16 protein-coding genes and 1 tRNA gene are annotated in these 23573 nt (G+C 43.8%); 12 read left to right on the top strand and 5 right to left on the bottom strand.

Annotated elements, in window-relative coordinates; all coding sequences use genetic code 11:
* Positions 1-23: 23 nt before the first annotated feature.
* Entirely contained in the window at positions 24-1424 is a 1401-nt protein-coding gene (locus H8S84_RS12380; RefSeq protein ID WP_187067651.1) for a RagB/SusD family nutrient uptake outer membrane protein, read from the top strand.
* A gap of 70 nt (positions 1425-1494) precedes the next feature.
* On the opposite strand, the gene H8S84_RS12375 is transcribed toward H8S84_RS12380, so the two are convergent.
* Positions 1495-3825, bottom strand: a complete 2331-nt coding sequence (locus tag H8S84_RS12375; RefSeq protein WP_230407163.1) for a S46 family peptidase — start codon at positions 3823-3825, stop codon at positions 1495-1497.
* A 99-nt stretch (positions 3826-3924) separates the two neighbouring features.
* On the opposite strand from H8S84_RS12375, the gene yidD reads away from it, so the two are divergent.
* Positions 3925-4146, top strand: coding sequence for a membrane protein insertion efficiency factor YidD (gene yidD / locus H8S84_RS12370; protein WP_187067650.1), 222 nt, complete (start codon positions 3925-3927; stop codon positions 4144-4146).
* Positions 4147-4498: 352 nt separating this feature from the next.
* On the opposite strand, the gene H8S84_RS12365 is transcribed toward yidD, so the two are convergent.
* Positions 4499-5095, bottom strand: a complete 597-nt coding sequence (locus tag H8S84_RS12365) for an EF-hand domain-containing protein (RefSeq protein ID WP_187067649.1) — start codon at positions 5093-5095, stop codon at positions 4499-4501.
* A gap of 373 nt (positions 5096-5468) precedes the next feature.
* On the opposite strand from H8S84_RS12365, the gene H8S84_RS12360 reads away from it, so the two are divergent.
* Complete coding sequence (locus H8S84_RS12360; protein WP_187067648.1) at positions 5469-6395, top strand: DUF1684 domain-containing protein; 927 nt, start codon at positions 5469-5471, stop codon at positions 6393-6395.
* A 250-nt stretch (positions 6396-6645) separates the two neighbouring features.
* Positions 6646-7308, top strand: a complete 663-nt coding sequence (locus H8S84_RS12355; protein WP_187067647.1) for a thioredoxin family protein — start codon at positions 6646-6648, stop codon at positions 7306-7308.
* Between the two features lie 98 nt (positions 7309-7406).
* On the opposite strand, the gene H8S84_RS12350 is transcribed toward H8S84_RS12355, so the two are convergent.
* Positions 7407-9347, bottom strand: a complete 1941-nt coding sequence (locus tag H8S84_RS12350) for a peptidylprolyl isomerase (RefSeq protein ID WP_187067646.1) — start codon at positions 9345-9347, stop codon at positions 7407-7409.
* Positions 9348-9755: 408 nt separating this feature from the next.
* Here H8S84_RS12350 and H8S84_RS12345 point away from each other — a divergent pair, with 408 nt between their 5' ends.
* The 6 genes from H8S84_RS12345 (at position 9756) to cysK (ending at position 15822) form a co-directional block, all read left to right on the top strand.
* Complete coding sequence (locus H8S84_RS12345; RefSeq protein WP_187067645.1) at positions 9756-10211, top strand: hypothetical protein; 456 nt, start codon at positions 9756-9758, stop codon at positions 10209-10211.
* Between the two features lie 104 nt (positions 10212-10315).
* Entirely contained in the window at positions 10316-11515 is a 1200-nt protein-coding gene (locus tag H8S84_RS12340) for an MFS transporter (protein ID WP_187067644.1), read from the top strand.
* A 282-nt stretch (positions 11516-11797) separates the two neighbouring features.
* On the top strand, positions 11798-12496 hold the full coding sequence (locus H8S84_RS12335) for a hypothetical protein (RefSeq protein ID WP_187067643.1): 699 nt from the start codon (positions 11798-11800) through the stop codon (positions 12494-12496).
* 316 nt (positions 12497-12812) lie between these two features.
* On the top strand, positions 12813-13892 hold the full coding sequence (locus tag H8S84_RS12330) for a hypothetical protein (RefSeq protein ID WP_187067642.1): 1080 nt from the start codon (positions 12813-12815) through the stop codon (positions 13890-13892).
* 157 nt (positions 13893-14049) lie between these two features.
* The gene (epsC, locus tag H8S84_RS12325) at positions 14050-14892 is read left to right on the top strand and encodes a serine O-acetyltransferase EpsC (protein ID WP_187067641.1); all 843 of its coding nucleotides are present in this window, start codon (positions 14050-14052) and stop codon (positions 14890-14892) included.
* Positions 14893-14904: 12 nt separating this feature from the next.
* Positions 14905-15822, top strand: a complete 918-nt coding sequence (gene cysK / locus H8S84_RS12320; RefSeq protein ID WP_187067640.1) for a cysteine synthase A — start codon at positions 14905-14907, stop codon at positions 15820-15822.
* Between the two features lie 43 nt (positions 15823-15865).
* Here cysK and H8S84_RS12315 read toward each other — a convergent pair.
* Positions 15866-15939 (bottom strand) — tRNA-Ala (locus tag H8S84_RS12315).
* 115 nt (positions 15940-16054) lie between these two features.
* A complete protein-coding gene (locus H8S84_RS12310) occupies positions 16055-19414 on the bottom strand; it encodes a TonB-dependent receptor (protein WP_187067639.1) in 3360 nt (1119 codons plus the stop codon).
* Positions 19415-19859: 445 nt separating this feature from the next.
* Here H8S84_RS12310 and H8S84_RS12305 point away from each other — a divergent pair, with 445 nt between their 5' ends.
* Together H8S84_RS12305 and H8S84_RS12300 are read left to right on the top strand one after the other, a co-directional pair.
* On the top strand, positions 19860-22415 hold the full coding sequence (locus H8S84_RS12305) for a TonB-dependent receptor (RefSeq protein WP_187067638.1): 2556 nt from the start codon (positions 19860-19862) through the stop codon (positions 22413-22415).
* Positions 22416-22426: 11 nt separating this feature from the next.
* Positions 22427-23572 (top strand): hypothetical protein, encoded by a 1146-nt coding sequence (locus H8S84_RS12300; protein ID WP_187067637.1) that lies wholly within the window; start codon positions 22427-22429, stop codon positions 23570-23572.
* Position 23573 lies beyond the last annotated feature (1 nt).

Raw genomic sequence — 23573 nt, 5'->3', positions numbered from 1 at the left:
ATGAACTAAACATGAAGATTAACATGAAAAAGTATATATATTATGCCATACTAGCATCAGCACTCAGTATTGGTACGTCAGCTTGTCACGACAAGCTAGAAATAGAGCCACAGTTATCATTAAGTGATAAAGATGCACTTGGTACTATCGAGGACATTCGAACAGCGGTGCTTGGTATGTATGACGGAATGCAAAGTGTAAACTATTACGGTCGTGATTATATCGTGATTCCAGAAGTTGCTTCTGATAACATGGTTGTTGCGATCAGAAACTCGAACAGATATCTTGCCTTCAGGGACTTTAACTTTACAGTTAACAACGGTAATTTAGAGTCGTTCTGGAACGTTGCATATAGCGTTATTGCCCGTGCAAACAATATCATTGCCGCTATGGAGAATGTACAAGGCGGAAGTGAAGCAGAGCGTAATCAACTGTTAGGTGAGGCATATGCTGTTAGGGCCTTAGCTCATTTTGATCTTGTAAGGCTTTTTGCCCAGCCATATTTTAATGAAAATGGGGCAAAGCTAGGTGTCCCTATCGTTCTTAGAACTGAAATAGGTACTCCTCCGCGTGCTACTGTTGCTGAGGTTTACACACAGGTAATACAAGATTTAACAACTGCTCAAGGTCTGTTGAGTACTGATGCTGGCCTTATACCACAGCGAATGACCAAAGCCGCTGCTGCAGGACTACTATCAAGGGTTTATCTGTACCAAGGTAATAATGCGAAGGTAGTAGAGGCAGCAAATGATCCATCTTTGAATCGCTTTAGCTTGATTTCACAAAGCAACTATGTTCAATCATTTAGTACATATGGTTCTTCTGAGGCGATCTTCCAGTTGGCATTCGAGGCAGACGAAAACCGAGGCTCTGATAACTTAGGTAATATTTTCTTACCTACAGGCTATGGTGATGTACGCCCTACTGATGAAATCATAAACCTGTATCCAACGGGCGATGTCAGAAAAGGTGTTATAAGAACAGCAACAAAAGGTACAGAGACTGACCAGTTTGCATATAAATATCCTGGTTTAGCTGGAGTTCCGGGTTTGGGTGCTCCAATCATTCTGCGACTATCTGAGGTTATTCTAAATCGTGCAGAGGCTAATGCTAAGTTAGGTAATACTGCTGCTGCTATTCAGGACCTAAACAGAATCAGAACAAGGGCTGGACTTCCAGCTATTACACCTCCTCCGGGAGAATTGCTGGAAGAAATACTGATACAGCGAAGACTTGAATTGGCTTTTGAAGGACACAGATACTTTGATATCTTCCGATTAGGCAGGAACTTGGTTCGTTTAGGTGATGACTGCCCTGGTAAGACTAACTGTAACATACCATTTGGTAGTAATTTAATTGCTTTCCCAATACCGCAACGTGAAATTGAAGTGAATCCTAACATTGTTCAGAACCCTGGATTCTAATTGAAAAATAGTACAACAAAAAAGGCGCTGAAATTTTCCAGCGCCTTTTTTGTTTGTGCTTTATCAGAAGTTAGTCTCTTACTTTGATACTAACTTCAACATCTCCTTTTTCTTTCTTCACTTTAAACTGTTTGCTGCCATTGTCAAGCTTCTGCTGAGCCTCTTTTAAAGCAGCCTGCAGTAGCTCTTCCTGAGCAGATAAAGGCTTGGCATCAGTTTTGGCAGCGTCGCCAGCACCAGGGCTATCAGACTTCACAATTGTCATCTCGTTGATCAGGTTTTGAGCGCCTGCATACTTATCTACAATGAACAGCACGTAACGTGCATCCATGTTGATGGTGCGCTTGTAAGCCGGATCGTAAACAAGGTCACCAGTCATGGCTTCCCAGTTACCATCGAAGGCAAGACCGATTAATTCTCCTTTACCGTTTATAACCGGAGAACCTGAGTTGCCGCCTGTAATGTCGTTATCGGTGATGAAGTCAGTTACCAGTTCGCCTTTAGAATTGGCATACTGGCCATAATCTTTCGCCTGATACAGTTGCTTCAGCTTGGCAGGAACAACAAACTCTTCGTTGTTCGGATCTTCTTTGGCCATCACACCATCAAGTGTAGTATAGTAGTTGTACACCACACCATCCTGAGGGCTATAATCTTTAACAGCACCATAGCTCAGGCGCAGTGTAGAGTTAGCATCTGGGTAGAACACTTTGTCTGGGTGCATCTGGCGCAGGCCAGCCACGTACAGGCGGTTTGCTTTATCCAGCTTCGCATTGCTCTCTGCCAGTTTAGGAGATATGTTATTTTTGTAGTTTTCAATGATCGAGTTCACGATTGTGAAAGCAGGATCATTCTCTAGTTTCTTCTGTGTTGGGTTCTTCAGGAAGTCGCGCAGCTTCTGCTCTGTAGTTACCACAGAGTTGCTGTACACATTGTCAGCAAGCTTTTCGAAGTTGCCGTTATACTTCTTCACCATGCTCTTGAAAGCCTCTGGCTGCTGGTCTTTAGCAATGTCTTCGTAGTAGTACTTCATTAAAGCAGCGAACACTTTCTTATCAGCTGGCATGTAGTAGTCTTTGAAGAAGGCATCTACGCGCGGCTGCAGGTCTTCAGCAGCTTTCTTGGCGGCAGCCTCATTGTTAGACTTAAGCGCATTGTAAAGAGGCAGCAGACGGTAAGCCATCATCAGCGACTCAGTGCCAAGTATAGCCTCGTTCAGGTATACAGTGCCCATGTTATACTTCTCAATGTTGGTATAAGCATCAGCAATATCGCTCAGTACATTGCCGTAAGTAGCTTTGCGTGTAGCATCGGCATTAGCCCAGTTCTGGAACTTGTCTTCGTCTACCAGCTTGCCCTCAATGGTCTTCATACGTTTGATACCCTCGTTCTGACCGATAGAGTACTTGTAGTAGTTAGCTGTAGAAGCATACTTAGAGGCATACTTAATACGTGTAGCCGGATCTCTGTCCATCTCAGCTTTCCAAAGGTTCAGCTTGTCATTGCGCAGTTTAATACGCGATTTGTTTAGCTGGTTAACCTCCAGTTTCAGGCCATGAGACGTCATGAAACGCTTGGTACGGCCAGGGAAACCGAATACCATAGAGAAGTCACCCGGCTCTCTGTCGCCAATGTTGATTGGCAGGTGGTGCTTAGGCTTGTAAGGTACGTTCTTGTCTGAATAAGCGGCTGGTGAACCATCTGGAGCCATGTACACACGGAACATAGAGAAGTCACCAGTATGGCGAGGCCACATCCAGTTGTCGGTGTCGCCACCAAACTTACCTATAGAAGATGGAGGTGTACCTACCAGGCGTACGTCGTTGTAGCGGTTGTACACGAACAGGTAAAACTCATTACCGTTGAAAAAGTCGCGTACATACGTTACATACTTGCCGTTTTCAGAGGCCTCTTTGGCAATAGCCTGCATACGCTGGCTTACCAGTTTCTGGCGCTCCTGCTCAGAGGTATTGTTGTCGATGCCCTCCAGCACTTTACCTGTCACATCATCCATGTGGTGCAGGATGTCAACAAACAGGCCTTCGTTCGGAAGTTCCTGGTCTTTAGAAGTAGCCCAGAAGCCGTCTGTCAGGTAGTCGTGCTGTGGTGTAGAATGCGACTGGATGGCTCCGTAACCGCAGTGGTGGTTTGTAAGCAAAAGGCCTTCCGGAGAGATAAACTCGCCGGTACAGAAGCCACCGAACTGTACGATAGCGTCTTTAAGGCTGGAGTTGTTTACAGAATAGATTTCTTCGGCAGTAAGCTGCAAGCCCTGCTTCTGCATATCTGTGTAGTTCAGACGCTTGATAAGCATTGGCAACCACATACCCTCGTCTGCTTTGGCGGCAAAAGGCACGCTTAGCGAGACTAAAAGTACAAGTGAAAGGATTCTTTTTAGCATAAATGTTTGTTTAAATGAGTTAAACTGTCGCTAATTTAATAAAAAATTGCTTTACCTAACGTATGTTAGGCAACTTTAGATTTGCACAAAAACCTTACCATGACCTGGATTTTTAAGAAAATAATGCTGGCACTGATCTGGGTTTACCAACACCTGATATCGCCGCTTAAGCCTGCTACCTGCCGCTACACACCCACCTGCTCCACTTATGCGGTACAGGCTGTTAACAAGTATGGCCCTTTTAAAGGCGGCTGGATGGCGCTGAAGCGCATTGGCCGTTGCCACCCTTGGGGCGGCAGCGGATATGACCCAGTACAGTAAAGTGCCAAGCACTTTCCTGTAGGCTTTTTGTTGGAAGTTTTCGTGGAGATAGAGGTACTTTTGACGGTTTGTCTAAAAGTTCGGTGCCTTTGAGTCTGTGGCTTAAGGGTTTTTACAACAACGAACTTGGCCATAAGACAGCGAAGTTGGCTTAAAGGGTGTTTCCAATATATTATTCTTTGGCGATGCTACTATTGATTTTGACTAACAATGGTTGTATATCTCTTATATTCTCTAGGCAATCATCTTTCCATGGGAGCCTTACTAATAAAGTAATTACATATGATAAAAATCAAAGCCTGCAGAAGTGGGTTCTGCAGGCTCTGATTTTATAGATATTTATATCTTAAGCTTATTCCATTCTATTGCCATAATATCTATTGTACCTGGTGTTGTATTCGTCATTCGTAATAGAGCCATCGCGGTCAGAGTCCCATGTAGAGAATATGCCTTCACTGTATTCACGTTCATCCAGCATCTTGTCCTGGTTCTTATCCCAATCGCGGTAGTAGTTGTTTTTAGCGGCTCCAGTACGGAACTCGTTCTCATCTAGTTTATTGTCTTTGTTTGCATCCCAGTCGGCCCAGTTCTGGCCTTCCATGCCATAATCTCTGGATGCGGTGTTCCACTCATTCTCGTCCAGCATATTATCATCGTTTACATCCCAGGTGTCGTAATAGCTGCCGTAAAACTCGTTTTCATCCAGCATATTGTCGTCATTTTCGTCCCAACCTGCAAAACGGCCAGTTTCTGTAAATGATGTGTTAAAACGCTCATTATCCCAGTTATCCATTACCCCGGCATCATCTTCCATAGCCGTGGTCTCGTCCATTACTTCGGTATCTGTTTCGGCCTCTTCAACCCCACCGCAGGCTACCATGCCTACTACAAGTGTGCAGCTTAAACCAGTTCGCAACAGTTTCCAAATATTTAATTCATTTGTTTTCATAATTGTGTTTTTAAATCCTAAATCACTTTATGTTAATATTTTACGGTTTAGCCTATCATTAAGGTTTATTTAGTTCATAAAGTTAGTGAGCGTGCACAAAAGTTAGTGAAGGCCCCTTTTGATCGAATAAGGAACCAGGTGCCAATAATATTAAGTGTCTATGCAATGCTTTTTTGCTAAGTGATGCCTTAGTTAATATTAATGAGAAGTATTGTAAGATATAGGTTAACTTTAAAATGGAAATTTGAAAGTACTTGTGCCTAAAATATAGGGTGAAAGCTTTAGTAGTTTATATTTTGGTGTGGGCACAGCTTTATTTAAAGAAGTATAAATCGGTAATCGATACTATAAGTATAAAGGAACCTCAACAGCCATGATCAACAAAATCACAACCGTTTTCTTGAGTGCCACTGCCTTGGTTTTTACAGCCTGTACCAGCACACCGGAAGTTTCGGAAGCTGACAGAGCTGCTAATGCCGCCTATGTAGCAAGTATAAACGAGTGGCACAAAGAGCGGGAGGCAAGCCTGAAAAGCGAAGAAGGCTGGTTGGCGTTGGCGGGTCTGTTCTGGTTAAACGAGGGCAAAAACACCTTTGGCAGTGCAGAAATCAATGACTTTGTTTTCCCGGAGGGGAAGATTGCAGCAGAGGCTGGTGCGTTTATACTTTCAGGTGATGAGGTAAGGCTGGAGGTAAAAGACACAACAGCCATACTTGTAAACGAGGAGCTTGTAAAGCAGGCTGTAGTTTTCGGCCTTGAAATGCAGCAGGCGCCTGTTATGAAGTATGGCCCCCTGAGCTGGTTTGTGATAAAGCGCGGCGACAAGTATGGCGTCAGGCTGCGCGACTCGAAAAGCGAGGCCCGACAACATTTTAAAGGAATAGAACGCTACAATGTTACAGCTAACTGGAAATTAGAGGCTAAACTGGAGCCAAGCCCCTTCCCGAAACAGATCGCTATTACCAATGTACTGGGCCAAACTTCACAGGAAGCATCTCCGGGCACCCTTGTTTTTAAAGTTGATGGGCAGGAGCACCGCCTGGATGCACTAGCGGAGGGAAATAAGCTGTTTATCATCTTTGCAGATAAGACGAACAGAACCGAAACCTACGGCGCCGGCCGCTACCTTTATGCTGATAAGCCTGGCGCAGATGGCACAGTTATACTTGATTTTAACAGAGCCACTAACCCGCCCTGTGCCTTTGTGCCATACGCTACTTGCCCGCTACCTCCAAAGCAAAACTTTCTAACCATACCGGTACCTGCCGGCGAGAAAGCCTACAAAGCCGGGCATGAATAACAATCCTTAGTTGATACCTCTAAAATAAAGGGTAACTCAGGTGATATGAGAAAAAAGTTTGAATTTTATTCAGGTTCTGGCAACAGGAGGTAATAGGTTGTGATTCAAGGGATAGGGAGTGCTTAAGTATAGACCAGTTTTGCCAATTTAAGAGTCCAAGGCAGCAGCATCGGAACTATTTATATGTTGGGTTTGTAATATATAAGTGGCTATATATTGATATAGCTGTGTTCGAACCAAATATTTACCTATGATTGACACCTTAAAAGCTAATACCCTTTTTACTACAGAAATCCTTAACAACGCCATCAGTTACACGCAGTACCGCGAGATGATCGACAAGCTGCTTGCCGAAAACAAGACAACCGGAACAGACCACTCAGAAGCCATGGTAGATTACACCCGCATGAACATGCAGCGCATGCGGCGGGTTGAGAAAACCACGGTGCTGCAGGACGAACTGGTGCAGAAAATGCTGAGCCTGCAAACGCCTATGATCTGGGTTATACTTACAGAAGCATGGTGTGGCGATGCGGCGCAGAACATTCCGGCTATTGTTAAAATTGCAGATGCCTCGCCGGTTGTAGAAGTTAAGCTACTACTGCGCGATGAAAACCCCGATATAATGGATGCGTACCTGACCAACGGTGGACGCTCTATACCTAAGTTAATTGCTCTGCACTCCGAAACAAAGGAAGTGCTAGGTATCTGGGGACCACGACCTGAGGCAGCACAAAACCTTGTAATGGAGGCAAAACATAACAATATGCCTTTTAAAGAGATGGCAGAGAAACTGCATGGCTGGTATGCCAAAGACCGCAGCCGTACTCTGCAACAGGAGTTTGTACAGTTAATTCCGATGTGGGGTAAACTGGTAGCTCCTGAAGAGCAGTTGGTGGAGCGTTGTTCTTAAAAGATAAGCCAAAGTATAAAGCAAGAGAGGCGGCACCCAGGTGCCGCCTCTCTTACTTTATACTTGCTGCTTGCCAGTATAAGTATAAATTGCCTCTATTACTTTAAACTTAACTCCAGGATCTTGTCGCCTACCTCGAGTTGGTGCACCACATCCATTCCGTCTATCACTTTGGCAAAGATGGTATACTTGCCATCTAGGTGCGGAGCAGGAGAGTGGGTGATAAACCACTGGTTGCTTTCAGTGTCCTTGCCGGCAGAGGCCATGCCCACATAGCCCTCACGGTAGTGCAATGGTGCAAACTCTGATCGGATGGAGTAGTCGGAGCTTCCCCAGCCATCGCCGCGCTTGTCGCCGCCTTGCACCACAAAGTTTGGCACTACCCTGTGGAAATATAAATTATCGAAAAAGTTTTTCTGAGCCAGCTCCACAAAGTTAGCCACAGAGCCAGGGGCATCTTCTACAAACAGCTGCAGCACAATAGTGCCTTTGTCTGTTTTCAGGAGCACCTGCTGCCCCTCCGGAATTTTCTTCACCAAAGCCCAATCGATCGGGTGCGTGAATGGGTTCTCGGGGGTTATACTTTCTCTTTTGCCACCGAGGTAATCCAGTGTGCGCTGCAGTTCTATGTTGGTTTCCATGTCGCGGGGCAGCTGCAGTTTCTGCTGGGCCTGCGTTAAAAAGCTGTAGTCTTTGTACTGGCTGCGCAGGTTAAGCTTCGGGTCCCGGATGGCGGCCGCGGCCATGCCAACTAAAGCTACATCGCCAGAGCCAACTGCCCGCTTAAAAATGTCTGCAAAGTCAGCCTCCAGCCTTCGCGGAAAATCGCTTTGCTGGCGCATCGTAATAAGTGCATCCATGCCGGTAGTGGCTATGATCGGCTGCTCGGCTGCAAACATCTGTTCGGCTATGTAGCTGTAGTTTTCTATATCTCCGGAGAGCGCCTTTAACAAATATGCCTTTTCGTATGGGGTGCGGGCATTCTGATACTGTTGCTTGTAGCGGTTATTGAACAGGCTCCTGTTCTGAGGCTGGCTATTGCGCAGCATCACCCAGATTATGCCGCTTCGCACGCGTGCGTCCTGTATCTGGGGCAGTAGCTGCAGTAAAGGCTCTACTTCTATGCCCTTTGGGTTTGCCTGTATAAACTCAGCAGCAGCAACAGCAGTGTTTATGTTCTTATCCTGCAGGGCGGCAAATATGGCAGGTTTAATCTCGCTAAACTCTGACCCGCTCATGGCACGTATGGCGCTCAGTCTAACCCTGTAATCTGTGTCGCTTTGGGCAATGTTTGACAGGAACTGCGGTTTGTCGGAAGATTTTACTTTGCCAAGTGCCTGCGTTACCGCCATGCGTACTTCAGGGGCGGCATCGGAGGTGGCGGCAGTTAACAGGGGCTGTCGGTAAGGGGTTAGGTCAAGGCGGGGAGTGCGGGCCAGGAAATGGGCTGCCGCTAAACGCGCCTCGTATGGTCTGACAGATGACAGTAGTTTTACTGCTTGCTCTACTCCCTTCGGGGTGTACTGCTGACGCAGACCTGCTCTGTAGAGGCCCCATGCCTGCCCGGCCAAAGACGTTGGGTTAGTGGCGTTGTAGTTTGCCAGGTACTCTGCACCAGTCTGGGTTGCTAATTTTCCCAGTGCCTCCAGCAGCTCTGCCTGTACTTCTGGCTTACCCTCATGTGCCATATGGTTAATAATGCTGCTCTCGGATTTACTATGGCCGATTTGTCCTAAGGCATAGGCTGCGGCTTTTCGAACGGCTGTAGTTGTATCAGAAAGCAGAGCTAGCAAGTCAGACACAGCAAGCGTATCCTGCACCGAGGCAAAGGCAATTGCCGCCTCTGTGCGGTATTTTGGCTTATTGTGATGCAGAAATGGCAACAGTTCTGTTGTGTTCCGCTCGTCCTGCAAAGTATAAATCTGCTGTAAAGTTGTGTCTGAAAACTTGTTCACGGCAATTTCAGGGCTTTGCTGCGGTAGCTGCTGACACGCCGCCAAAGCCATAAAGACACCGGCTATAAGTATATGCTTTTTCATCTTAATTCTTTTGCACCTCAATATACTTAAAATCATTAACAGGTCCTGTTCTTTCAAAAGAAGCACCAATAGTTGGACTATGTTAAAACTTTACTATATTTAGTCTTTAGCTTATTTAAATGTAATGGCGATGGTTTGTTTTGTATTTTTCAAATATAGATTTATGCTTTCGCTAACCAGCGCAATAAATTTAATAAGCCAAAACTATCTTGTTAAAGAACTATAATTATTATGAATGATGTTTATAAACTTTCTGCGGTTTTATTTGTAAGTAATTAGTTATCAGTGCTAAACGTTGAGATTTAGTGATTGAAGATGTTATAGCTATATAACAAGCAATGCCGATCGATATTACCTTAATACGAATACATGTACATTAATCTTTTTCCGCAAAAACAGCTTATGCTCATGAAGAGGTATTTGCTGGGGGCTAGTATCTTTCTGTTTGCTGGTGGTGCTTATGCTTTATTCCGTGAGCTTTTTATTCAGGATGTGTTTCGGCTTGGCTGGGCAGTAAGCAGTATTTTGATTTTAGGTGCTGGTATGGTAGCATGGTTAATTGCCAACAATCGCCTTGCCACAAAAGATGCTTATTTCTCCATGACTCCTGAGCGGATAAAGTATAGGTTGGCCGTATTCTCTAGGGAAGTGCAGGTTAGCTGGCAAGATATTGATGCTTTAGAAATATCAGCGCATGCTGTTGTGTACCACCTGGTGTCCGGCGAAAGTATAACCATGCGTTTGGGTAACATACAGCAGCCGGAAGTAGTGCTGCATGTGTCCAGGAGCATTCATCTGGCAGCAATGGAAAAGGGCATCATGGTAAACGGAGTTCAGACCTCAAAACAAAATACCCTTGTATAGTAAGGTGCATTGTCTGTCCTTTCTGTCACATTTTTATACTTAACACATCTTTTGCTGGCATAGGAGCCTAAGCTTTGCCAAATTTGCAGCTTTATAAGCAAGATATGGCTGAGCAGATAAGGCGGATTTACGGATTGCAGTTTGGATTATTGTGCCTGAGCTCCTTCCTCTTCTTTGCCAGCTTCAATATGATCATACCGGAGCTTCCGGATTACCTTTCCAGTTTGGGAGGCGAAGAATACAAAGGCCTCATTATCTCTCTGTTCACACTAACAGCCGGTTTATCAAGACCATTTAGCGGGAAGCTTGCCGATAAAATAGGCCGCATACCTGTGATGATGGTGGGTGGCGCTATATGTATACTAACAGGTTTGCTTTACCCAGTTACGGGTTCTGTGGCGGCTTTTCTGCTGCTGCGGTTTGTACATGGCTTTTCTACGGGTTTTACTCCTACCGGTACATCTGCCTACGTTGCCGATGTAGTACCTGCAGAGAAGCGGGGAGAGGCAATGGGTTTGCTGGGGCTTGCAGGTAGTTTGGGCATGGCTGCCGGTCCGGCATTAGGCGGTGCTATTGCTAACCAGTTTTCTGTAAACACGATGTTCTATGCCTCTTCGGTAACGGCTTTCCTGTCGGTGGCAGTGCTGGTGCGCATGCACGAAACCGTAGATAACCCGCACCGCTTCCGGATGGGGTTGCTGCGAATATCTAGGCAGGAGCTATTTGAGCCGCGTGTTTGGGGGCCATCTTTTGTAATGCTTTTCTCCACGTTTGCCTTCGGAACCATACTTACCATCATCCCTGATTTTAGTGAGTACTTAGGCATCCGGAACAAAGGCCTTTTCTTTACCAGTTTTACAGTTTCTTCCCTGGCTATCCGTTTTCTGGCTGGCCGTGCTTCCGACAAGTATGGGCGCATTAATGTGCTGCGGGTAAGCACTGGGTTACTTGCACTGGCTATGGTGGCAGTAGGCCTTAGTACATCTGCTACACAACTGCTGCTGGCGGGTGTCGTGTTTGGTGTAGCCGTGGGTATGAACTCCCCAACCGTCTACGCCTGGACAATTGATCTGAGCCATGAAGCGCACCGTGGTCGGGCAATGGCAACTATGTACATCGCCCTGGAGGCAGGCATCGGTTTAGGTGCCCTCTGCTCGGGGTGGCTGTATAATAATGCATCAGCAAACTTTTCGCGCACATTTATGGTTGCGGCGGCCTGTAGTATGGTGGCTTTTCTGTACCTGATTCTCTTACCGAAAAAGCAGCTGGACCAGCCTAAGTTCTTGCAGAAATATATTCGCTAATATTGTACTATCAAGATATGGTAGTATATGTAAATTGTTGATTTTATATATTGTAAGGCTGTTTTTGTGTATTAAAAATTTCACTAAAAAAATAAAAAAATAATTAACCCTCGTAAATATCTGCCGTAAACACCCCCAAAGCAGTTCTTACAATTCCCCTCTTAATTACCTAAGCTTCAATAGCCTGTAATTCAAACACTTCCTGCCATTTGCGCAGCAGGTGAGTAATTGTGCCGAATGGTAAGGACTGGTAGTATGTAATAATATTTCTAAAGTGTGTGTATGGAAAAGTTTACTTTAAAATCCCTGTGTGTATTTGCGTTTAGCTTTGTGTTGTTGAGCTGTGAGAATGAAAGCGAAGCAACTTCACCGTTTACAGTAAGCGACAGTAAGAACTTCGGTACAGCTCCAGGTACTTGTGAAGTTATAGAATTTGATGGCTACAACCAGATAGAGACTGGAGCAGGTGCAATAACTACAGTGTATAGCGAAGGTACACCAGTGCGTGTATCTGCGCAGCTAAGATCAAACAAAGGTGATTATCAGAATACTAACGCAGCTATACTTTACAATACAAGCCAGCCTGACGCTAAAAACAAGAACTTTATCACTCCTAATAAAGAAGCTATCAGACCAATGGGCCATGTACTTACTGCCGGTAAGGTACACGGTAAATCCACCGCTATCTATAACCAGGGCAGCCGTGTAGAGATGGACTTCGCTGCTATGGGTAGCATAAATCTAAAGGCCATCCACGTGCTTGATATCACTGAAGATGAAGCCGACTCTAAGTTAGAGCTGCTTGATAAGAACGGTAGAGTAATCAAGACTTTTAAGTTGCCAGTTACAGGTGCCTACGGCGCCACCCGTCTGAATACAGGAGACACACCTGGCGTAGCTAAAATACGTGTTACTTTTGGCGGCGAAGGCAAAAGAGCAGGCTCTGGCGCTATTGATGTGATTGAGTTCTGCAGAAGCTAAAAATCTGTTTTTCACTACAGCCTGCTATTGTATAGGCAGGCTGTAGTGAAAATAAATTAGTAAAAAGTACATACTTTATTTAACTATTACAGTATAATAAAGTGCCCTAAGTCTGGTGATAAGTTGCCCGGCTTTTTTTTATACCACTAGTCTACTATAGGTTATCACCCTCCTATATCCGCGCAGCATCTCTGCTGCTGCACCTCACCCTTTGTTGATTTTACTTTATTACACCACTTCTGTGGTGTGTTCACACCTTGTTTAAAGGTGTTTTTGATGAATTCAATCTATTGTTTAACTATGAAAGCTATTAATTATGAACAAAACATTATCTAGAGTAGGTGCCTTATGCTTAGGTGCCTTAGTCTTTTTCGGTTGCCAGAAAGAAGAAGACATGCAGCCAATCACCGCTTCTGCCAGCCAGGATGCTACCCAAAACTGCTACACTATTGACTTCGAAAACTTTACAGCAAGCAATTTTCCTATTACACAGGTGTCAGGGCCATATGGCACAGTGGGTATAATGGCAATGAAGAGAGCAGAAGGTGTTACAAGTGACAATTATTCTAGTGAGAACGTGGCTAGAGTGTATGATGCACGTGTTCATACCGGAGATGACGGCCATGATTTAGGTGTGCCTGATGAATTAGGCAAAATGCTTATTGCAAACCACTATACACCTGCACAAGTTGCTGCAAACCCGTCTCTTGCCGGTCCAAATGATAATGCCTGGGGTGCTACTTTAAGGTTAGACTTTTCTGCAATAGCTCATCCAGTAACTTTAAACTCTATTCAGGTTGTTGATATTGACACTGATGATATGGAGAACGAGTCATACGTACGTGTGATCGACGCTAGTGGAAAAGTATATAATTTCCCACTTACTATGTACCCTAACGAAGGTAGTGTGCAAACAGTAACAATGAATGTAGCAAATGCTAAAACTCTGATCGTTGTGTTTGATGGAGCAAACAGATCTGTAGGATCTGGCGCTATTGACAACATCAACTTCTGCGTAAACATACCAGACCAGCCAACAGGCTGCACCAGAACTCAAGGCTATTGGAAAAACCACGCTACAGGTAAAAAAGCAAACCCAGCCTGGGGTAGCTTACATGATGATATGTTCTTTAACAGCGGTATGACTTACCTGCAAATTTTGAACGCTGCGCCTAAAGGAGGAGATGCTTATATCATCTTAGCACATCAGTATATAGCTGCCAAACTTAATGTTGCTGCGGGTGCATCAATGCCAGCCAATGTTCTAACGGTTTATAATAACGCTACAACATACTTTAATGGTGGTTCTAGCCCAAGCAGAAGTACATTAATTCAGTGGGCAGAAATTTTAGATGCTTACAATAACGGTAGAATGGGAGTGCCTCATTGTGACTAGTTTTAAGATTTAAACTCTGAAATAAGAGCGCCTGTGGCTTTGGCTACAGGCGCTCTTATTTTAGCTATGATCAGGCTAACTTAAGAAAACGCATCATAAACAACTTGAATTATTCTTTGTAGTATAAACATAACTTCGGTTTCAACTTTAACCTAATATGTTATCTGACAAAAGAGCTTTTATAGAACACTTGGCACATAGCCACCTGCAGGCTGCGCATGTAGTGCCCAAGTCAATAAGCTGTGCTTTTTTAGATGGTTTGCTTCAGTTACTGTTTCCTCCTCTTGCAGAGCAAGAGATTAAGTCACCGGATGAGGTAGCGCATCACCTCCATGTTTTGGAGTCGGATCTTGAATTTATACTTACAAAGTTAGAAGAGCGCCTGCCAGAGGCATCTGTGAGTATAGTAAATCAATTTTTTGATGCATTGCCAGAGGTTTATGAGCAACTTTTAGAGGATGCGCGTGCAATAGAAGCTGGTGACCCTGCTGCAGTAAGCACCGATGAAGTTATCCGCACTTATCCTGGCTTTTATGCGGTGGCTGTTTACCGGGTAGCTCATCTGCTATATGAGCTGCAGGTGCCTCTGTTGCCGCGTATATACTCCGAACATGCGCATACTAAAACCGGAACAGACATACATCCCGGGGCAAGTATAGGCAATGCGTTCTGTATTGATCATGGTACCGGTGTTGTGATAGGGGAGACAGCCATCATCGGGAACAACGTTAAAGTATACCAAGGGGTAACGTTAGGTGCTGCAAGTGTAGATAAGTCCATGGCAAACATAAAACGCCACCCAACTATAGAAGACAATGTAGTAATTTATGCAGGAGCCACCATATTGGGCGGTAGAACAGTGGTGGGCAAGCATAGCATAATTGGTGGTAATGTATGGCTAACAGAAAGTGTACCTGCTTACTCGCGGGTCTATCACCGTCCACAGATCAAGGTTAGTCAGGCACCAGACCCGGCATATCTTATAAACTTTTCAATTTAAACCTAAACAAACATGAAAGCAACCACAATACTTGGTACAATTGGTAATACACCGCATGTGCGCATCAACAGGATTCTCGGAGATAAAGCAGAAGTGTGGATGAAACTGGAGCGAAGCAACCCTGGCGGAAGCATTAAAGACAGGATAGCTTTAGCGATGATAGAAGATGCAGAGCGAAAAGGTATATTGAATAAGGAAAGTATAATTATAGAACCTACTTCAGGTAACACGGGAGTGGGACTGGCGATGGTTGCTGCGGTAAAAGGATATAAGTTAATATTGGTAATGCCTGAGTCGATGTCAATAGAGCGACGTAGGCTAATGGCTGCCTACGGAGCAAAGCTTGAACTTACCCCAAGAGAGAAGGGTATGAAAGGAGCCATAGAGAAAGCACAGGAGCTGGTGAACGAAAATGATAGTGCCTGGATGCCGATGCAGTTTGATAATGAGGCAAACGTTCAGATTCATATCGATACTACTGCACAGGAGATACTCGAAGATTTTCCGGATGGCCTGGATTATATGATAACTGGCGTAGGTACTGGAGGGCACATTACAGGAGTGGCTAAAGTGTTGAAGGGTCGCTTTCCAGATTTAAAGGTTTTTGCCGTGGAGCCGGCTGCATCTCCTGTGTTGAGCGGCGGGCAGCCTGGACCACATCCGCTACAAGGTATTGGAGCAGGTTTCATTCCAAGTATAATGGATACCACGTTGCTGGACGGTGTAATACAGGTAGAGCGTGATGAGGCTTTTGATTTTGCCCGACGTGCTGCACGTGAGGAGGGCCTTTTTATAGGGGTTTCATCCGGGGCATCTCTGGCAGCTGTCAGCAAAAAATTAGGAGAGGGAGTAACTGATGGCGCTAAGATATTAACCTTCTGCTACGATACAGGGGAACGCTACTTGTCTGTAGAGGACCTTTTTGTGTAGAAGGTGCAAATAAAAAAGGCAACCTAAGTGGTTGCCTTTTCTGTGGAGAATATCGGAGTCGAACCGATGACCTCTTGCATGCCATGCAAGCGCTCTAGCCAGCTGAGCTAATCCCCCTTACTGTGCTACAAAAATAGGTGAATTTTCTGAATTGCAAAAAAAGGAAGTGCAAAATGATATAAAAGAAAAAGGGGCTGCAATTGCAGCCCCTTTTTTATAGCTAAGATTTGACTTAGTTAAAGATATAACGCAGACCAAACTGCATATAATATGTTGATGAAATGCTACGGTTATCGCTAAACGTAGTTGTTACAGGCTCGCCACCGAAAGTAGCTAATCTGAAGGTTGGAACTGTTGTGCCGTTAGCGTTCAAAGAAGAAACGTTAGTAGGAGTCAGGATAGAGCTAGCATTTACAGTTCTAAAAACACCCCAATCGCTGTTGATGAAGTTGCCAACATTGAAGATGTCTACGCTGAACTGAAGTGTATTACGTTTGCCGCCAATGTTAGTGAAAACGTCCTGAAGAAGTTTGAAGTCAAACTGATTTCTCCATGGCATTAGGGCACCGTTACGCTCAGCATACTGGCCTTTTCTAGATCTCAAATAATCATCCTGCTCAATATAAGCGAAGAATAGATCGCTCTGCTCTTTTGCTGTATAAGTTTTGGCAGTAGCGCCAGAGCCAACAGTTAAAGGAACGAAAGTGATTTCAGAAGCATCTCTAGGAATGTAGATCAGGTCACCATTCTGGCCATCTCTGTTGAAGTCATTTGAATACACATAAGAGAATCTGCCTTGAGTTGAGCCTTCGTAGAACAAGGATACAGTAGTACCAAGGTGTCTGAAATATTCTTTACGGAAAGATAAAGAAGCAATTACTCTGTCTGGAACTACATAGCTAGCATGGCTTAGCTCAGGGAAATTGGCACCATTAATTGTTTGGTTACCGCCCCAAGCGCCAAGCGGCTGATCACCGCTACCATCGTACTGGTTTTTAGCAGCACTCTTTACGTAAGCAGCAGTTGCAGAAAGGCCATTGGCGAACTGCTTCTCTAACTTGGCAGTTACTGACCAATAGTGGCCCTCAGAGCCGTTGTCAAGAACAACTGTATTAAAGGCTTGTCCTCCGGCAGTGCCTCTTGCTACAGGAACAGAAGTATAGTTGTTCGCTTTAGTGGCTCTTGTTGCTGGGTTATAGAATCTGTCCTGAATGTTAGCAGGGTAAATCATTCTATTATCTGGATACCCTGCAATGTTAAGTGCAGTAGGGTCTACCAGGTTAGGGTTACGGAAGATAGCAGTGTTTAAGTCCTTGTTGTAAATACCTTCTAATGTACCCACTATACCAAAAGGAAGTTTTGCATCTACAGCAAAGCTTGTTTTCCAAGTCTGAGGCATTTTAAAGTTCTCGTCAATAACTGTCAGAGAGCTTGGCAGAGAAGTACCGGCAGTTGGAACTGTTTCAGGGCGATAAGCAGCTGGGTTTGGGTTAAACGGTCCAGGAGTTTCATACTTAGAAGGATCATTGATGTTCTTACGATCCGTCTCAAACTGCTGTGTAATCTGAAGCATACCAGCGTCACCAGCCTGGCTAACGATCCATACGAATGGAACCTTACCTGTGAAAATACCTGTACCACCGCGTAGCTGTACAGAACGGTCGCCTTTAACATCCCAGTTAAAGCCTGCTCTTGGAGAGAACATTAATGCTGATTTAGGAAGATTAGCTGTGTTAAGTTTCTCTCCACCAGCAAATGCTAAACCTGACACAAGTGGGTGCTCTTTCAGGGCCTCAGGATAAGTGGCATATTCTAAACGAAGACCACCAGTTACTTTAAGTCTTTCAGTTACGTTAACTTCATCCTGAGCATAAGCAGAGTACTGTGCAAACTTGAAAGTTGGGAAAGCTTGGGCAAAACCTGGCTCTAGCGAATATGTAATGCCAAAGTCAAGTGGCTTAACACCATTCACGAAGTCATCCCACGATCTGAAAGTATAGTAGCTGGTTGCAAAACGCTGGAATCCGTTCTTTGTCGTGTTAAAGTCAGCCTGTGCACCGAACGTGAAGTTGTGAGCACCTTTTATCCAAGTTAGGTTGTTTACGAAAGAGTACATCTCTACATCTCTCAGGTTGCCATAAGTGAATGGCTCGTAACCGAATGAAGTAAATGGCTGGCCATCTTTCAGGATATCAACAAACGGGAACGGAGAGCTGTCTGAGCTACGTGGGTCGTTCTGCTTTGTGTAAGTAGCACGGAATGTATTTGCAAGCATACCGCCTAAGTTAGAGTTTAACTCTGCTGCCAGTGAATAAAAGTTGGCCTCGTTGTAATAGTTAGAGTTTCTAAAGTGAAGCGCGTTGTTATTTGTACGGCCAAAACCATTAGAATAAGCTTGAAGCGGGCTTCTTGAAGAACTTACAAAGCTAGGGTCTTTACTCTCTACCTGGCTGTAACGGATGTTGAATCTGTGGTTGTTGGTAATGTTCCAGTCTAAGCGAGCTAAGAATTTTGTTTTATCGCTTACAAAGTCATATCCTTGGTAAGGACCAGTCTCATAACCATATGTGTTTCTCAGGTAGTTGCTGATGTTGTCAAGCTCACCCTCTGTCGGACGAGCTACATCTGGGTTGCTTGGGCCATAAGGTCTTGCTGCCGTAGCCGCCACTCTTGCCTGGCCTGGTCTTGTTTGCTCTTCTGTTTCACCGTTAATGAAGAAGAACAACTTATTCTTCAGGATCGGGCCACCTACTCTAAAGCCATACTGGTTAAACTGCATATCCTGCTTAGTGATAGTGAAGTCACCAACTTTGCTTCCCTGCTGATTCTCTGTTCTGTAGTAAGAATAAAGTGATCCCGAGAAATTGTTAGAGCCTGAACGAGTAATAGCGTTAACTGCACTACCGATAAAGCCAGACTGGCGAACATCGAACGGAGTAACGTTTACAGAAATTTCCTCAATCGCATCCAATGAAATTGGTGAACCACCAGCTGGAAGGTTGCTACCGATACCGAAGTTGTTGTTAAAATCGGCACCGTCTACTGTAATCTGGTTCTGGCGATAGTTACCACCACCAACCGATGAACCGTTTGCCTGTGGCGTAAGACGGGTGAAGTCGTTAAGGCTACGAGAAATAGTTGGTAGTGCCTGAATTTCTTGAATACCAACGTTTGTCACCGCACCACTTCTTTCAGCGTTCAGTAATTTGTCTTTTGTTCCAGAGATTACAACCTCTTTTAGTTCTGTTCCTGACTCGCTCAGAGACGCATTTAAAACAAATGGCTCAGCAAGCTTCAGGGTTACATTTTCAATTTTACTTGTCTGGAAGCCCAAGTAAGAAATGTTTATAGTATAAGGACCTCCAACACGCATGTTCACAATGTTGAAACGTCCGTCTACGTTTGTTGCGGTACCATACTGTGTACCTGATGGAGTGTGTACTGCAACAACTGTTGCGCCTGGCAATCCAGCGCCCTTAGAGTCTGTTACAATACCTGTCAAAGAAGAGGTTGTTACCCCTTGCGCCCAGCCGTACTGTGTACACAGTAGCATGGCTAGAGCCAGACATAATGCACTATAAATGTTTTTCATAAATGGGTTGATTGATTTTGGACGCAAATGTAATTTGAATTGTCCAAACTTCAAGCAAGGGGTATGTTAAATATTTATGAAGAGTATTTTTATAAATTGGTAGACAAATGAAAGTTAGCACTTGCTTTTAAAATCGATGTTTAAACTTCATATAAAGCATGTTACAACGTTAATAGTGCTTGATATAGTAAGTTGTATTCAGCTGTTATAACTCGATAAAGATGTTAGGTTAAAGTATTTGTTTTACCTCTGATTTATTGTAAAAGTACAATAAATAAATCATTCGTTGTTTGGTATAATATTGCTTTTGAGGTATGTTCTAATGAGGTGTAATCTGGGGCAATGTTAAATTAACATCATTTTTAACTCTATCAGTTGTTGATTAATGTTTTAACATAGTATATTCGCACCGAAAATCAACCAACCATTCATTAACAATTAAAAGATGAAGTACAATTTACTCAGTCTTGTGATGCTAGTGCTGTTTATCGGCTTAGCACCTACTGAACTGTTCGCCCAAGGTATGGTAAAGGGTAGAGTTGTAGACAATGCAACTAAAGAGCCTTTGCCAGGAGCAACAGTTATTCTTAAAGGAACTAACCAAGCTGTTCCTACTTCTGCTGATGGTACCTTTGCGTTGAAAGTAGAGGATGCAAATGCTTCTGCCCTACTTGTTAACTACATTGGGTACGTACAGAAGGAAGTTTCTTTCTCAGGTGTAAGCGGTGTTAAGAACCTTGGCACAATTGCTTTGTCTGCTAATGCAACCTCAATCAATGAGGTGATTGTGACTACAAACAGTATTGCAATCGACAGAGAAACACCAGTAGCAATGTCTACAATCACTAGTGAAATCATCACTGAGAAAGCATCAAACCAAGAGTTCCCTGAGCTATTGAAGTCTACACCAGGTGTGTATGCTACAAAGCAAGGTGGTGGTTTTGGTGACGCCCGTACTAACATCAGGGGTTTCCAGAGCCAAAACGTTGCTGTTTTGATCAATGGTGTGCCTGTAAATGACATGGAGAATGGTCGAGTATACTGGTCTAACTGGGCTGGTTTAACTGATGTTACTAAGTCTATGCAGGTACAGCGAGGTTTAGGTGCCTCAAAAGTTGCAGTGCCATCTATTGGTGGTACAATCAACATCCAGACGAAAACTATTGATGCAACTAAAGGTGGCTCTGTTTTCTACGGCATTGGTAACAACGGCTATAGCAAAGTTGCTTTTTCAGTAGCAAGCGGTCTTACTGAAGACGGATGGGCTGTTGCTGCTTCAGGTTCTAAAACTGAGGGCAATGGTTGGGCAGAAGGCTTACGGTTTGAAGGCTACAACTACTTTTTTAATGTTTCTAAGCTTATAAATGATAAGCATACTTTGTCTTTAACTGGTTTCGGTGCACCTCAATGGCACGGCCAGCGTCAGAGCAGACAAACTATTCTTGACTACAAAAACGCACCACAAGGAAGAAGATGGAATGCTGACTGGGGTGTATTAAATGGTGAAGTTGTAAACGTAGAGGATAACTTCTATCATAAGCCACAAGTTTCTTTAAATCACTACTGGACAATTGATCAATCGTCTTTCCTTTCTACAGCGGTTTATGCATCAATCGGTACAGGCGGCGGCGGCGGTTACGCTGGTAACGTTGCAGATTTCAGAACAGCAGGAAAATATTCTCCTTACGATCTTGATGCAGTTGTAGACTCTAACCTTGAGTCTCAGGACGGTAGAGCATTGGGTTATTTGAGAGCTTCTAGAAATGACCACAAATGGTATGGCGCTCTTTCTACTTATCAGAAAAGCTTGAGCAGCAAATTTGACCTTCTTGCTGGTTTAGATTTGCGTTACTATAAAGGAGAGCACTTTACAGAAGTGACAAATTTGCTTGGTGCTGATTATGTGCTGGATACAAGAGACAGAAATAATCCTGTAAACAGAGCAGAAGTGGGAGACAAGATCAGCTATAACAACGACGGTATTGTACTTTGGGAGGGCGGATTCCTGCAAGGTGAGTATAAGGCAGGACCTCTTTCTGCTTTCATCTCTTTGGCAGCTTCAAATACTTCTTATAAGCGTATTGATTACTTCAATTACCTGGATAGCGATCCACTGCAGGAAACTGACTTTGTTAACTTCTTCGGTTATCAGACAAAAGGTGGCGCCAACTATAACCTTACCGAGAACCACAATGTTTTTGCTAATTTAGGTTATTTTGAACGAGCACCTTTCTTCAATGCGGTGTTCCTTAATAACAAAAATGAGATCAACGAAAGAGCTGAGAACGAAAAAATTCTTAGCTATGAATTAGGCTATGGTTACAGATCTTCTGTATTAAGTGCGAACATTAACCTTTACAGAACAACTTGGGCAGATAGAGCCTTTATCAAATCAAGAAACGTTGGAGGGCAATTATATTATGCTAACCTCTTAGGTGTTGATGCTTTACACCAAGGTGTTGAGGTTGACTTCAACTATCAGCCTACCACTAAGCTTAAAATCACAGGTATGGCGTCTTTTGGTGACTGGACATGGCAAAACAACCTATCTGGTGTAACCATCTTTGATGAGGATCAAAACCCAGTGGATGAGATTGGTGCTATGTACATGAAAGGACTTAAAGTAGGTGATGCTGCTCAAACAACTGCTGCTTTTGGTATTAGCTACAAGTTACTTCAAGGGTTCAAAATTGGTGCAGATTACAATTACTACACAGATAACTTTGGCGATTTCGACCCAACCTCAGTTGGTGCACCGGGTTTAGCAGTATGGGAATTACCTTCATATTCATTAGTTGACCTGAATGCTTCTTACAACTTTGAACTTGGTGGCCTGAAAGCATCCATTTACGGAAATGTGAATAACCTGTTTGATACAGAGTACATCTCTGATGCACAGGCATCTTTCCACCCAGAGACAGGTGCAAGCACTGCTTTCAATTCTGCAGTATTCTTCGGTGTAGGCAGAACGTGGACAACTGGTTTAAAAATTAACTTCTAAAAAATACTTAGATGAAAAAGATATTTTATCTTCTTTCTTCCCTAATGCTGGTGTTTACTGCCTGTGACCCAATGGAAGATGTTTATGAAGAACTGGACAAGCAGTATCCTGATGTTTATACAAAAGATATGAACATCGAATTGGCAAAAAAGGATTACGAGTTGCTTAAAGGTAAGCCTGTTGCTAAAAATTATTACTTTGCTTCTGAGAAAGAAGCAGCAGAGTTGATTCCAACTATTCTTGACAAAAATTACCCGCAGATGGGCAACGGAACTTCTGTGACTGTAGCATTTAATAAGTTAGCTTTTGAGTTTAAAGGCAACAAAATCTCATCTTTTGCAATGTATACTGTAACTGATGAAGATTATAGTGCTATGGGGCATCGCTTTAGCAACTTTGACAGTTCAAACGAGATGATCGAGTTCCTAGAGTATAAATACCCGGATGCGGTAGAGAACATGAAGGTAATTCTTACCTTTGATTACTACACTGGTACTACCAATCGTGTAAGAGATGCATTCTACTTCCTGAATGGTGCGTGGAGAAACATCTACTTTGTAACTAACGATGACTATGCCTTAGTTGATCGCGGACGTTACGACAATTTCACTTCTGCTGACGACGATATGCTGCCAGTATTCTTTAACAAATTCTTGAGCGACAATATTATTGGCGCTGAGGCAGGCGATGTTGAATATGTGAGCTATGCATACTTTAGTGGTGGGAAAACCACTCATAAACTCTTTACTATGATTTATGATGGGACAAAGTGGAATGCTGTAACCGAAAATGTAACCACTCCTGCTGTGCTTGCTTTTGCGAAGAAAGATGGTGTTTGGAAACCAGATTTAACTGTTAGATATACACTTGCGGCTGCTGATTATCAGTGGATAGCATCAAATCCCGCATTAGGTACGGAAACTAACAGAACTAACCTGGCAAACTACGGTAACTTTTATCAAAGCAACCCAAATTCGAGCAACTACTGGAGTAATGAACAAATTGTAGCTGCTTTGGGAGCTTTGTTAAAGAACAAATATCCTAACTCTGAAGTTGGTCAGAAGTATCAGTTAACTTATGCTGCTTACAATAGCGGCAACATTACAGTTACTGTTACACTTGAGCTTCAATCTAATGGAAGTTACGCTGTTATCTAAC

Origin of the sequence: Pontibacter cellulosilyticus, assembly GCF_014306105.1 — a bacterium.
GTDB classification, from domain to species: Bacteria; Bacteroidota; Bacteroidia; order Cytophagales; family Hymenobacteraceae; genus Pontibacter; species Pontibacter cellulosilyticus.
This window is presented reverse-complemented; position numbering and strand designations above follow the sequence as displayed.

What these genes read in the sequence shown, in the direction of transcription:
- H8S84_RS12330 (WP_187067642.1), top strand. Translation starts at nt 12,813, where the DNA reads ATGAACAAAACATTATCTAGAGTAGGTGCCTTATGCTTAGGTGCCTTA.
- H8S84_RS12305 (WP_187067638.1), top strand. Translation starts at nt 19,860, where the DNA reads ATGAAGTACAATTTACTCAGTCTTGTGATGCTAGTGCTGTTTATCGGC.
- H8S84_RS12345 (WP_187067645.1), top strand. Translation starts at nt 9,756, where the DNA reads ATGAAGAGGTATTTGCTGGGGGCTAGTATCTTTCTGTTTGCTGGTGGT.
- H8S84_RS12355 (WP_187067647.1), top strand. Translation starts at nt 6,646, where the DNA reads ATGATTGACACCTTAAAAGCTAATACCCTTTTTACTACAGAAATCCTT.
- H8S84_RS12310 (WP_187067639.1), bottom strand. Translation starts at nt 19,414, where the DNA reads ATGAAAAACATTTATAGTGCATTATGTCTGGCTCTAGCCATGCTACTG.
- H8S84_RS12300 (WP_187067637.1), top strand. Translation starts at nt 22,427, where the DNA reads ATGAAAAAGATATTTTATCTTCTTTCTTCCCTAATGCTGGTGTTTACT.
- cysK (WP_187067640.1), top strand. Translation starts at nt 14,905, where the DNA reads ATGAAAGCAACCACAATACTTGGTACAATTGGTAATACACCGCATGTG.
- yidD (WP_187067650.1), top strand. Translation starts at nt 3,925, where the DNA reads ATGACCTGGATTTTTAAGAAAATAATGCTGGCACTGATCTGGGTTTAC.
- H8S84_RS12350 (WP_187067646.1), bottom strand. Translation starts at nt 9,347, where the DNA reads ATGAAAAAGCATATACTTATAGCCGGTGTCTTTATGGCTTTGGCGGCG.
- H8S84_RS12340 (WP_187067644.1), top strand. Translation starts at nt 10,316, where the DNA reads ATGGCTGAGCAGATAAGGCGGATTTACGGATTGCAGTTTGGATTATTG.
- H8S84_RS12360 (WP_187067648.1), top strand. Translation starts at nt 5,469, where the DNA reads ATGATCAACAAAATCACAACCGTTTTCTTGAGTGCCACTGCCTTGGTT.
- H8S84_RS12380 (WP_187067651.1), top strand. Translation starts at nt 24, where the DNA reads ATGAAAAAGTATATATATTATGCCATACTAGCATCAGCACTCAGTATT.
- H8S84_RS12375 (WP_230407163.1), bottom strand. Translation starts at nt 3,825, where the DNA reads ATGCTAAAAAGAATCCTTTCACTTGTACTTTTAGTCTCGCTAAGCGTG.
- H8S84_RS12335 (WP_187067643.1), top strand. Translation starts at nt 11,798, where the DNA reads ATGGAAAAGTTTACTTTAAAATCCCTGTGTGTATTTGCGTTTAGCTTT.
- H8S84_RS12365 (WP_187067649.1), bottom strand. Translation starts at nt 5,095, where the DNA reads ATGAAAACAAATGAATTAAATATTTGGAAACTGTTGCGAACTGGTTTA.
- epsC (WP_187067641.1), top strand. Translation starts at nt 14,050, where the DNA reads ATGTTATCTGACAAAAGAGCTTTTATAGAACACTTGGCACATAGCCAC.